Origin of the sequence: Methylobacterium sp. 1030, from assembly GCF_040544715.1 — a bacterium.
Taxonomy (GTDB): domain Bacteria; phylum Pseudomonadota; class Alphaproteobacteria; order Rhizobiales; family Beijerinckiaceae; genus Methylobacterium.
The window spans coordinates 19,888-32,369 of record NZ_JBEPKM010000025.1; the positions used below are offsets into that span (position 1 = coordinate 19,888).

Sequence of the window (12,482 nt, forward strand, 5' to 3'; positions counted from 1 at the left end):
TCACACTTTCCGTCGGATCTTCAGGGCCCGCTCGGGCTCCAGCCGTCCCACGAGCACGTCCGCGGCGCCGCGCAGATTGCCGCGCAGCCGGCCGCGCCGGTCGATGAACGGCTCGGGGGCCGCGAAGCGCGTCACGTTGCTGAGAACGTTGCGGGTAATCTGGCCGAAGACTTGAGACAGGGTCATCGTACCCTTGCGCAGCATGTATAGCGGGTTGACAATCTGCGAATAGCCGAGCCGATCGCCGGAGATGCGGCCGCCTTTCACGCCCATATGGACGCCGCGGGCCTCCATGCATTTGACGAGCCGGCCGCCTCGGGCCGCCAGGGCCGCGCCGAAATCGCGGTCCTCGAGCCAGCCGTACAGGACGAGCCGCTCGTCGAAGCGCAGCGTGCCGATGGCCGAGCGACGGAACGCCATGTTGCAGCCGTACGGGCTGAAGGCCTCGATGGGCGCCGCCGGCTCGACCGGAGCCAGCGCGGCGAGCATCCGGTCGACCTCGGTGAAGCGCAGTCCGGGCCCCTTGATGCCGTCCGCGACGACGTCGCCCGTCAGGCCGACGATGTCCGGCTCGTCTTCGAAGCGCTGCGCGGCTGCCGCGAGCCAGCCGGCCTCGGGGACGAAGTCATCGTCGAAGAAGACCACGATATCGATCGCCTCGGGCAGCGCGGCGAGGGCGGCATTTCTCTGAGTGGCGAGGCCGGGACGCCCCGTGACCACCGTCACGCCGGGCCACGCGGCCGCCTCGCCGGCATCGTCCGGGGTGACGCAGGAGATCAGGATGGCGGCGGGCTTCAGGGTCTGCCGATCCAGGATCCGCCGCAGCGTGCCGGTCACCACCTCGGGACGGCCCAGCGTCGCGATGGCGACGGCGATGCTGGGCGGAGATGGCGGTGCCGCGGATCGCGCGGCAGGGCGCGCGGCGGCGCGCGCGGTCGGCCGCACCTTCGGCGCCCGCATGAGATCGAGGTAGCCCTGCGCCGAAGCCTCCCACGAGAAGAGGGCGGCCTGATCGCGACCGCGGCCGATCAGGTCCGATCGCAGGTCCGGGCTCGCGGCCAGGGCGCGGATCTGGTCGAGCCAGCGTTCCGGCCGGTCCGGCGGAGCGAGCAGGGCCGCCGACCCGCAGATCTCCGGCAAACTCGCGCGGTCGGTCGAGACGACGGGGCAGCCGCGTGCCATCGCCTCCAGCGCCGGAAGCCCGAACCCCTCCGTGAGGGAGGGGAAGGCCAGGCACAGGGCGCGCTCCATCAGGTAGGCGAGGTCGTGGTCGGTGACGAAGCCGAGGTGGCGGACATTCTCGCCGCGCCGCAGGTCCTCGGCGGCGTAGATGGTCGCCTGGCCGCCCGCCACCACGAGGTCGAGCCCGAGTTCGCCCAAGGCGGGCGCCAGTTTGAGCAGCAGATCGAGGTTCTTGTGGCGGGCGCGGGACCCGAGGGCCAGCACGAAGGGGCGCTCCAGGCCGTCGGCGTCCCGGTCCAGGGCCGCCGGCGCCCGGACGGCCTGTCGCGGATCCCAGGCGTGCACGTGCTCGTGCCCGTTCGGGAGCACGACGATGTCGGAGGCTCTCACCGAGAGATGGTTGGCGATCTGTCCGGCCGAGAAGCTCGAGACGGTGGCGATCCGCGCGGCACGGCGCGCCAGAAGCGGCTGGAGCGTCCTGTAGAAGGTCCGGAACGACGCGCTGTAGCTCTCCGGCGCGTTGAACACGTTCGCGTCGTGGATGCAGACGACCTGATCGGCCTTCAGCGCGGGGGCGGTGTTGCAGAGGTTGAGCAATCGGCCGGGCCAGGCGCGCGGCAGGACGAATTGCTCCCAGGCATGCCCACCCGCCGGTCCGACGGTGCGGAGCGGCGTGCCTGCGAGACGGGGATCCTGCGTGTCCGGCACGGACAGCAAGGGGGCGCTCTCGCCCCGAGCGGCCAGGGTCGCGCTCAGCGCCCGGGTGACGTTCATCGCGTAGCGCTGAACCCCGGTCATCGGCTGGGTGAGGAACCGACCGTTGATTCCGAACGATCCGACTGCCGTCATGCTGTCGCTCTACTCCTGTCGGAGCCCCGATTCGCGGATCGAATACGAGAACAAGAGTGTTCCACCTTTCGCGTGAGCGGCGCGGTCGGACCCGCGATCCCAGGAGCCGGGATCGCGCATGACCCCGCGCGTGCGCAGAATTCGCGTACGTAATAGAGGTAAAAATCCGGGACGCTAATTATTTTATAGGCAGCATTCTGATTCTCGACAGGAAAATCCAAGTGCAGTAGCCGAGGCCCGAACGCTGCATTCGACGACACGGAGAGACCTCAGTTCGCGCCAGAGGCCTGCCGGCGCCACAGGGGCGGCTCCGCGCGCGCCTCGGGCGCGGGCTCGCGGCGGCGGACGAGACGGGACGTGGCCTCCCTTCGAAGGGCGCGACCGGCGTAGACGGCCTCGATCACGGGAAGCAGGAACCGGCCGGCCCGCGGGAAGAAGCGGAGAAGCGCGCCCTCGCGCCAGAGACTGTCGCGGATCTGCTGCGCGGGTCGGGCCGGCCGCGGTGTGGCGTACTGCGCGCTCAGCTCGACGCGTCCGAAATCGCGGGATCTGCCGCCGAGACTCAAAGTCGAGACGGTCCGGTCATCCGGCCAGATGATTGCCTTCTTCAGGGCCGCCCACGCCCGCGCCGCGTCGTCCGGGATCGCCGCGACGCTCTCGGAGCGAAGATCGTCGATGTAGGCCAGGACACCGGTGAAGAGGTCCGGCCGCGTCGATGCGATCCGCGCCTCCCAGCCGTCGTCCTGAAGATTGGCCCGCGGCGGCGATCCCGGGACGGCCTGGGCGAAGGTGCGGACGCTCGGCAGGTCCGGTTCCAGGCAGGCCTCGATCAGGTGCCAGAAGCGCAGCACCGACGTGCGCGCGTCCCAGGGCTTGTACCAGTCGCTCTCGACACTCAGGCCGAACGTGCGGCGGAAATGCGGTGTGGCGAGGCGCTTGTAGTTGCAGCGGGCGAGCTGGAGCCCTGACCACGTCCGCTCCGGCAGGCCCTCCTGAAGCATGCGGACCGTGCTGCCGTAGAGCCCGGTATCGACCAGCACGCAGTGGCGCGCCGGGCCGGCGCAGGCCTCGAGATGCGCGCGGAAACGGGCATCCTGTTGGGCGACCGCGGCGTGAAGGCGGGCCACGCCGGGCTGGTTGCCGGACAGCAGCGCGGTGAAAGCCCCCTCCTCGAAGGGCTCATCCCAGGACGCCGGAAGGGCCAGATCGTCGCGTTGCGCCAGCGCCGCCGCGATCTCCGCCATCGACCGGCCGCTGAACTCCCGACCGAGTTCGGAGAGCATGCCGGGGCTCGGCGGATCGAAGGCGGTGCGGGCGGCCACGAGGCGCGAGACCATCAGGGCCGCGCGCGGGAGGTTCTGTGGCAGGCCGGTTCGCTGGAGGAAGCGCTCGTAGACGAGTTGCAGGCGCAGGCCACCCCGGGCGCAGAACAGGAGGACGGTCCTGTCCGGCGCGAGGAAGCGTTCCGCGAGCCAGAGGCGCAGGCAGAACTCGGCGAGGATCGGGCCCAGCACGCGCTGGCCGAACGCGACCGCGTCGTCGCCCGCGTCGTCGCCCGCGGGGCCGCGTGCGGCGTCGGTCGCGCTCACGGCCCGATCCTCCTGGCCCCGCTGCGGGCGGCACCGATCCAGTGCCGGTGCATCACGCGAGCGCGGACGGCATCGAGGCGGCGACGCAGCACCACGTGGCGCGGCCGGAGCAGTTGTGCCGTCCTCAGGCCCGCGGCGGCGGCCATCGTCACGTCCGCCAGCGTGTCGTCGCCGAGGTGGAGGATCTCGGCGGGGGGCACTTTCTCGCTCCGGAGAACGACATCGAAGAGCGCCCGTGTCCGCTTGGTCGCGTCGTGGTCGGCACTGGTGTAGATGCGCGCGATGGGATGGTCGGGAGCCAGCGCGTTCAGCAGCTGCGCGATGGTCTCGCCGCGGTGGTACGTATCGCTCACCGCGATGATCCTGCCTCCGGCCCGCGCCCGGCCCCTCAGCCACGTCATCAGCCGGGTGTTCGCGCGCAACTGGGCGCGTTCGACCGTGATCTCGGCCCGATACAGGATATCCGCGGCCCGATCATCGAGGCCGAGGACGCGCGTCATGGCCGCGAGCATGTCGGCGAAGCGCACGTCGCCCGAGGGATTGGCCAAGTCGAGCGCCCGGTAGGCCGCTCGCTGCACCTCCAGGCGCGCGGCGTAGATCGCGCCCGGACGGCGCGCCACGCCGTGCTCCGCCGCGAGCAGCTGCGACGCGACGGCCGCGATCTCGTGGAAGCGGCAGCGCTCGGACCGGTGATCGCGCAGGAGCAGCGTGTCGAAGACGTCGCAGGATACGATACGGGCTGCCGTCTCGGGTAGGTGCATGATGGCTAGATCTCTCCCGATCGATGGCGATCGAACCTGATGCCTGCCCGCCGGGCCGCGTCCGGCGGATCCCTTCTGCAATGACGGTGCCGTGACGGCACCACGCTGCGCGCGATGTCCATCCTCCAACGAGTATAGCAACAATCTGTCCCGTCCGACATCAATGAAGGCGTGCTGCTACGGCCATAAGAATTGACGAGGCGACCGCGCACCCCCCGAAAAGGCGGGTTGATCGACCCGACCGAAGGGGAATTTCCGGGAAAGGGGGCCTTAGTGGAGCTTGGGGGCGCCCAACAAGACCGCCGTTCGGAGTAGGTCCGGGGGATCAAAGGTACGACCGCCCGCGCTGGGAGGGCGGCCGGCGCCGTCGGCCGCGACGGATCGACCGACAGGCTCGACTTGCCTGGATGTCACCTCGATCTCGCGCCTCATCCGGGGTTCAACACGTTCCTGGAAGCCCGGCTCGGGCCGGAAAGGGATGGACCTCGATCGATTCTCGATCACGGAGAATTGACTATTGTCATCGAGACAACGTGAAATGCTGAGCTCGTCAGCGATAAGTCCGGCAATTAGACTTGGGTTGTGGCTGCGTCTTCATGTATCGATTGTGGATCTCGGCGGGATGCCGTGCTAGCCAACATCCTGTTGAGCGCTCGAGACAGTGAGAGACGGGAGCGCGGAGCGACGAGCGAGAAAGACGTCTTTCGTGGTCAAGGATCCTAAGCTCGCAGTCATTATCACCTGTTTCAACTACGAAAATTTTGTCGATAAAGCGATTCAGAGTGTCGTCGACCAGCACAACGACTCTTGTGAGATCGTCGTGATAGACGACGGATCGACGGATGACTCATGGTCGATTATCCAGCGGTCCGGCGTCGCGGCATTCCGGATTCCGAACGGCGGTCAGAGGGCGGCCTGCCTGTACGGATTGGCGAAGACTTCTGCCCCGTTTCTGCTCTTTCTCGACGCGGACGACGAGCTTCTGCCGGGTGCTCTCGACCGTATTCTCGCGGAACTAGATCCGACTGTCGCCAAACTTCAGTTCTGTCTGAGATGCGTCGACTCGACGGGGGCGATCCTGGCGGACCCATACCCCGCTCTCGGCGCGTTCCGCGGGCAGGACAGGACTGTCGGTGACATCCTGCGCTCAGGCGTCTACCAGACGCCGCCCACGTCCGGGAATGTCTTCCGCCGCGATGTCTGCGATCTGCTCCATCAATGCGCGTACGACCAAGCTGTCGATGGCGTGATCCTGTTGGCTGCCCCGTTCATGGGCGAGATCGTCAGCCTTTCCGAAAGTCTCGGGCTCTACCGTGTCCATGGCCGCAATGACTCCGGTCTGGGCCGCGTCCCGCAGGCGGCCACCGTCGAGCGGGATCTTCAGCGTTTCCAGTCACGTCTGAGGCATCTGCGCGGTCTTCTTCACGACTGGCGTCCCGGGATCTCCCTCGTCGAGCCAGAGCAGACATACTATTTTCAGTTCCTCGAGTTCTGCATGGCGATCCTCCGGGGTGTCCGGTACGGTGGCAGGCCGTTCCTGGGCCTGATCAGATCTGTCCTGATCGAGCCGCGTTCCCTGAAGTGGAAAATGGCGAATGCGCTCTTCGTCGTCGCGACGTTTCTCGCGCCCGTTCGCTGTGCGCAGGCATTGCTCGCCTTCCGCTTCTCGCCCAAGCGCCGGCCGGTCCGACAGATCCTGCGCGCCACGATCGGTGCGGGGCATTGTTGAAAATCAGTAATGCGCCGGATTTTTCTGTTGCGCCCGGTCGCGCTTTTACACCTAGATGGCTCCGGAATATGTGGCGGCTCTCCTGTTCGGCCAGGGTCGTATCTCCCGCCTAATCGGCGCCGCGGCTTGCATGGAGTCCAGCGCAGGCCGGGGCTCGGATCCGACACGAGCGCTCGTAAGTCATGCGTATTCTCCATCTGCTGAATCACACGCGCCGACTGAACGGCCATGTCCACGCGGCCGTCGATCTCGCGTGCCAACAGGCGCAGGCTGGACACCGGGTCGCGATTGCCAGTCAGGGTGGGGATTTCGATGCGCTGCTCCGGTCCAACGGCGTCGAGTCGATCTTCGCGAGCCACGCGCGCACGCCTGCCCGGATCCTGACGTCGTTCCTCGGATGTGGCGGTGTGCTCCGGCGTTGGCGTCCCGATGTCGTCCACGCCCATATGATGACCAGCGCCGTGCTGGCTTGGCCGACCTGCAAGCTGCTGCGCGTTCCCCTCGTGACGACCGTCCACAATGAGTTCGAGAAGGGGGCCGTCCTCATGGGCCTTGGGACCAGGGTCATCGCTGTGAGCGGTGCGGTCGCCGCGTCGATGCGGAAGCGCGGCATCGCGGCTTCCCGCATCGACGTCGTGCTCAACGGGACCATCGGCTCAGCCCGCATGCGCGGTCGGTCCGAGGAACCGCAGGCTCTGGATCATCCCGCCATCGTCTTCGTCGGAGGCCTGCATCCCCGGAAGGGATTGCCCGATCTGCTGCAGGCCTTCGACAAGGCGTTCCCCCACAATCGCGCCATGCGGCTCTACGTCGTCGGCGGCGGTCCTCACCGGGACGCCTACGAGCAGACCGCGCGCACGCTGGCCTGCACGGATGCCATTACCTTCGCCGGGCCGCGGGACGATCCGTACCGCTGGATGCTGGGCGCCGACATCTTCGTGCTCCCGTCCCACGCCGATCCGGCACCGCTCGTGCTCTCCGAAGCCCGGGAGGCGGGCTGCGCGATCGTCGGCACCGACGTCGACGGGATTCCCGAGCTGCTCGACGGGGGAAGGGCGGGCATTCTGGTCCCGGCAAACGATCCGGACAAGCTTGCGCAGGCGCTGATCACGCTCACGACCGATCCGAGCGCCCTGGGCGCTTTGAGAGCGAAGAGCCAGATCAACTTGGATCACCTGCGGATCGCACGGGTGGCCGACGAGACCTTGACCGTCTATCGGCGCGCTGCCGGCCTCGCGGGGTGATGCGCGTCCCGGTGCGCGGAACCCGGACACGGCTCCCACAACGCACCGCGGGCGCGGCTCGATCGCAAGCTGACCAAATTAGCTAGATTGATGCCGCCGCCGGATGCTGGTTCAGGACTGCCTTGCAGAGCGTGTCAGGATCGGAATCGCCATGTTGCTCAGATCCGGATCCATGTCGTGACCACGAGGCACGACGTCGTTCCGGGCCGGTGTGGCGCCGGTCAGTCCTCCGTGGGACACGTTCATGCTCGCCTCTAAGACGCTGCGCGGCGCCGGATGGAGTGTCGCCGCGCGGATCTCCGCGCGCGCGATCGATCTCGGCACGCTGCTCGTCCTCGCACGGATCCTGTCGCCCGCCGATTTCGGCCTGACGGCCATCGCCGCGTCCCTGATCTCGATCGTCGAGATGATCCTCGAGATCCCGCTGGTTCAGGCCCTGTTGCGTCTGCAGAAGATCGAGAAGTCGCATCTGGATACTGCATTCACGCTGGGCCTTCTCCGGGGCGGGGTCATCGCCGTCCTGATGATGGCCGCCGCTTGGCCGGTCGCCCACATCTACGACGATGTCCGACTGATCCCCATCACGCTCGCGCTCGCGTCGGCGCCGATCGCGCGAAGCCTCTACAGCCCGGCCATGGTACACCTGTTCCGCAAGATCGACTTCCGTGCGTCGTTTCTCGCGGATTTTTCCGGAAAAGTGGCCGCGGCCCTGATCTCGATCGGGTCTCTCTACTTGGGAGCCGGCTACTGGGCCCTGGTGATCAACCCGGCTGCATCCGCGATCCTGCCGACCATCCTGTCCTACGTGCTGGCGCCTTACCGACCGGGGCTCTCCCTGGCGCGGCTGAGTGCCTTCTCGGCGTTCACAGGCTGGTTCACATCCTCACAGATCCTCGCTGCCTTCAGTTGGCAGTTCGATCGCATGTTCCTCGGTTACCACGTCGACAAGGCCGTACTCGGCCGCTACGGGGTGGCGAGCGATTTCTCCGTCCTCCCGACCCAGAGCGTCATCGGTCCGGCTATGCGGCCGGTCATGGCCGCGTTCGCGACGATGGCCGATGACCGCCTCCGCTTACGAGCCGCCTTCCTGAAGGCGGCTCGACTCACGATGATCATCGCGCTCCCGGCTGGCGTGGGCATCGCACTGACCGCCGACCAGATCGTGAGCGTCATCCTCGGTGCGCAATGGATTTCCGCGGCACCCTATCTGCGATGGCTGTCGCTGGCCGTCATGTTCACCGCCTATTACCAACCTGTCTCAACGCTCTGCCTCGCGATGGACGAGCCGAACGTGATGCTCAAGATCACGCTCCTCGAGTCGGTGGCGAAGGTCTTGAGCATGACACTGGGATTCTATCTCGGCGGCGTGATGATGATGATCTACGCGCGCCTTGCCACGGCCCTGTTTCACTTCCTGATCAGCGCGATCTACGCGCGGCGTCTCGTCGGTGCCGGTGTGGCGGGGCAGATCCGTAATCTCTGGCAGATTGCCCTCTCGTGCGCGGTGATGGCGGCCGCCGTCCTCGCGCTGCGGGCCGCCTTGAGCCGCCTGGATATCGGCTCGGCCGGGCTTCTCGCGGCCCTGATCCTCGGCGGCGCGGCGGCTTACGGCGTGAGCATGCTGCTGCTCGGATTCCGCCTGCGGACCCTGCGTCCATGAGGCCGGTCGCGCGAGGGCCAGCGGCGAAGAACGCAGAACTTACAGCCGCCAGCGGGCTGATCCACGAGATTGCGGAGGGTATAATTTTGGCCGCGCTCACTTCAACGGCTCGGATGAGCAGCGGCCGCAAGACAGACCTCGGGTCGTTAAATCTTGGCTAACTTGGCGGCGTCTGCTACCTTTCGATGTGGCCTTCGGGATTCTGTGCTACGGATACCGTAGGGCGATCGCAGCGCGCAGACTTATACTCAAGATTTGGCTCTGGTCGGGGAGAATTTGATGCGTCTGCGTCTAGTTGCGGCGGCGTGCGTCCTGCTGTTCGGCAGCCCGCACGCGAATGCGGCCGCCGACGAAGCCGGTCGATATCTGCTCGGCCCTCAGGATCATCTGACGATCCGCGTCTATGATTTGCGTCGCAACACAGGCGAAGCGTACTCGTGGACGGCACTGAACGGTCAGTTCGTCGTTGCGGCGGACGGAACCGTGTCCATGCCACTGATCGGCCAGATCAAGGCGGCGGGCGGCACGCCGATCGATCTCGCGAACGCCATCGGTGTCGCTCTGAAACAGGTCGCCGATCTCGCGGAGAAGCCCGCGGCATCGGTCGAAGTCGCGACCTACCGTCCCTTCTACATCATCGGTGCGGTCCAGCAGCCCGGCAAGTACGAGTATCAACCCGGCCTGACCGTACTACAGGCCGTCAGCACGGCTCAGGGACTGATGCGCGGCACCGACCCGCGCAGTATCCAGCGCGACGCGGTCACAACGCGCGGCGAGTTGCGAAATCTGGCCGCGGAGCGGGTCGCCTTGGCCGCCAAGCTGGCGCGTCTCGAAGCGGAGGTCGGCGGCGCGGAGACGATCGCGTTCGGCGGCGAGCTAAAAGGCACGGTGGACAGGATATACGCGGAGCAGGCCGTCCGCGGTGAGCAACTCCTGTTCGACACGCGTCGGAATGCGCTGAAGGCCGAGATCAAGTCGATTGAACAGTCGATCGCCAGCTTTCAAAATGAAATGAGCACGCTCGATAATAAGTCCAAAACGCTGGACCGCCAGATCGAGCTCAGTCGCGGTGAGCTCGGCCTGATCAACGATCTGGTCTCGAAGGGGCTCACGATCGCGCCGCGCAAGCTGGCTGCGGAGCAGAGTCAGGCGTCGTTCGAGAGCAGCCGACTCGACGTGCAGGTCGCCATGCTGCGCGCTCAGCAGAGCCTCACGCGCGCCGAGCGCGACATCATCGACCTCAAGGCCCGGTTCCGCCGCGAAGCTCTGTCGGAGGCCGCGGATGCCCGTCAGAAGCTCGCCTCGATCGACGAGAAGGCGCGGACAGCCGAGCGGCTCGCGGCCGATGCCGAGTCTCAGATGGTCGGCAGCACCGACGACGCGGCAGAAGCCGTGAGCGCGCGCTACGAGATTACCCGGAAGCAGGGGGTGAAGGCGGGCACATGGCTCGCCTCCGAGGAGGCCGTCGTCGAGCCCGGCGACGTCGTGCGGGTGACGCTCGTGCGCCAGCCGGCCGACAAGGCCGGGGAGACGCGGCCGTCCCCGTCGCCGCGGCCCGGATCATCGGGCGCTCCGGTGAGCCGCGGTCCGGCCACTTCGGATGCGCCACTGCGGCCAACCGAGAGTGCGAATCGCTGAGATGGTCGATGCGTGCGCGTCGCATCGATCCGGGCGGTGACCAGACGACGCGATCGCCCGATCCCGGCCCGGCACGACCGCCGGGGGTGCCGGTGCGTCGCCTGAGTGCCACCGCCGCTCCGCCGTCGATCATGCCTGGATCAGCCTGACATGAGCTTCGAACCAATAGGCGCCATCGCGGTCGTCATCGGCCTGTTCTGTCTGCTGTTCGGCAGGGAATCGGTGGTGATCGCCTTCGTGGTGTTCTGCAATCTCGGCTCGGCCGCGGCACTCCTGCTGGGCGGCGCCAACGTGCAGCCGGCGCATCTCTTCCTCGTGTTCCTGATGATCGCGACTCTGTTCCATCGCAACATCTCGACACAGGTCCTGAGTTCGTTCCGCCTGCCTGAACCGGGTTTCTGGCTTCTCTGTCTCACTCTCTACGGGGTGGCGAGCAGCTACATCCTGCCGCGGCTCTTCGCGGGGCAGACCTATATCGTGCCGCTGGGAACGTCGTCACACCTGATCACGAGCGACGGCGTCGTTCCCCTGGGACCAGTATCCAGCAATTTCACGCAGCCGATCTATCTCATCGGTGATCTGGTCTGTTTCAGTATCATCACCGCTTTCGGATCCTCGAAGAACGGGATTGAGACGCTCGCGAAGGCGCTCATCCTCTACGCGGCTGCCAACATATGTTTCGGCATCATCGACGTCCTCACGGCGGCAACGGGCACGCAGGAGGCCCTGCAATTCATTCGCAACGCTCAGTACACGTTCCACGACGAGGAGAGTGTCGGCAGTATGCGGCGGATCATCGGGGCTTGGCCGGAGGCGTCGGCCTTCGCGGGAATGACACTGGGAGGTTGCGGGTTCACGGGCATGCTGTGGCTCTGTGGCCGCAAGCCCTTGGTGACGGGACCTCTGGCGTTGATCTCGCTGTTGTTCGTGATCCTGTCGACTTCCTCGACCGGCCTGGTCGGCGCCGCGGTGCTGATCCCGATGCTCTACACGATCGCGTTGCTGCGATGCAGCACGCGTCGTCAGGACCGCTTCAGCGCCTGGCTGGTGGTCGCGGGTCCGTTGGTCGCCTGCGTCCTCGTGCTCCTGGCCTTCTCGGTCGGCGGCGTGGCTGAGCGCATCTACGATTACGTCGATACGCTTGTCCTGAGCAAAGCCGAGACGAGTTCGGGTGTTCAGCGTTCGGCCTGGAACGCCTATGCGTGGCGGAACTTCATCGACTCGAACGGCCTGGGCGTCGGCCTCGGAACCAATCGCACATCGAGCTTTCCGCTCGCGGTGCTGTCGAATGTCGGGATTCCCGGAGCCGTCTTCTACGTGCTTTTCCTGGCGTCGGTGTTCGGATTTCGGCGCGGAGCGCCGCGGACCTACGCGAGCGACATCCGTGCTGCTGGCCGCGTCGCCTGCCTGTCCCTTCTCCCTGGCAGCCTCATCGCGGGCCCGACCGTCGATCAGGGCTTGATATTCTACATCTTCGCCGCCACCGCCTGCGCCTATCCCGCACGTCATCCAGTCGGGCGTATCGGTGTCTCCGCAACTCCGATCGAGCCGGCCGCGGTCGCGATACGGTCGCGGCTCGCCGAACCGGCTCGCCATTCGGCTCAGAACGTATCACTCGGCACGTGAGGGCGGCCCCGGAGGCCGATGGCCGGACCGAGGGCTGGGCGTTGCTGCCGTCCGGCACCGGGGACTGCCGTTCCGTGTTCCGCTCCGGGAGCAAAACCACGGGCCGCGCCGGCGCGCCGCGACGGCCGTGCAGGGACCTCGAAAATGGCCCGGGGGCGCGGGGGACGCTCAAGGTATGCTGGGTGGATCCACTGCCTCGAAGCC

Annotated in this window: 8 protein-coding genes; 5 read left to right on the forward strand and 3 right to left on the reverse strand. The window is 66.8% G+C overall.

Going from position 1 to position 12,482, the window contains the following annotated elements:
- The 3 genes from ABIC30_RS27455 to ABIC30_RS27465 form a co-directional block, all read right to left on the reverse strand.
- Complete coding sequence (locus tag ABIC30_RS27455; protein WP_354456407.1) at nucleotides 1-2,031, reverse strand: glycosyltransferase; 2,031 nt, start codon at nucleotides 2,029-2,031, stop codon at nucleotides 1-3.
- A 269-nt stretch (nucleotides 2,032-2,300) separates the two neighbouring features.
- Nucleotides 2,301-3,620 carry a rhodanese-like domain-containing protein gene (locus tag ABIC30_RS27460; protein ID WP_354456408.1) on the reverse strand — a complete coding sequence of 440 codons (1,320 nt, stop codon included), beginning with the start codon at nucleotides 3,618-3,620 and terminating at the stop codon, nucleotides 2,301-2,303.
- Entirely contained in the window at nucleotides 3,617-4,462 is an 846-nt protein-coding gene (locus ABIC30_RS27465; protein ID WP_354456409.1) for a hydrolase, read from the reverse strand. Before ABIC30_RS27465 ends, ABIC30_RS27460 begins: the two co-directional genes overlap by 4 nt.
- A 625-nt stretch (nucleotides 4,463-5,087) precedes the next feature.
- Here ABIC30_RS27465 and ABIC30_RS27470 point away from each other — a divergent pair.
- From ABIC30_RS27470 to ABIC30_RS27490, 5 genes are all read left to right on the forward strand, one after another.
- Nucleotides 5,088-6,110, forward strand: a complete 1,023-nt coding sequence (locus ABIC30_RS27470) for a glycosyltransferase family 2 protein (protein WP_354456410.1) — start codon at nucleotides 5,088-5,090, stop codon at nucleotides 6,108-6,110.
- Nucleotides 6,111-6,292: 182 nt separating this feature from the next.
- Nucleotides 6,293-7,354 (forward strand): glycosyltransferase family 4 protein, encoded by a 1,062-nt coding sequence (locus tag ABIC30_RS27475; protein WP_020091243.1) that lies wholly within the window; start codon nucleotides 6,293-6,295, stop codon nucleotides 7,352-7,354.
- Between the two features lie 244 nt (nucleotides 7,355-7,598).
- Nucleotides 7,599-9,014 (forward strand): lipopolysaccharide biosynthesis protein, encoded by a 1,416-nt coding sequence (locus ABIC30_RS27480; RefSeq protein WP_020091242.1) that lies wholly within the window; start codon nucleotides 7,599-7,601, stop codon nucleotides 9,012-9,014.
- Between the two features lie 279 nt (nucleotides 9,015-9,293).
- Entirely contained in the window at nucleotides 9,294-10,652 is a 1,359-nt protein-coding gene (locus ABIC30_RS27485; protein WP_026604635.1) for a polysaccharide biosynthesis/export family protein, read from the forward strand.
- A gap of 150 nt (nucleotides 10,653-10,802) precedes the next feature.
- On the forward strand, nucleotides 10,803-12,278 hold the full coding sequence (locus ABIC30_RS27490; RefSeq protein ID WP_020091239.1) for an O-antigen ligase family protein: 1,476 nt from the start codon (nucleotides 10,803-10,805) through the stop codon (nucleotides 12,276-12,278).
- Nucleotides 12,279-12,482: the final 204 nt, after the last annotated feature.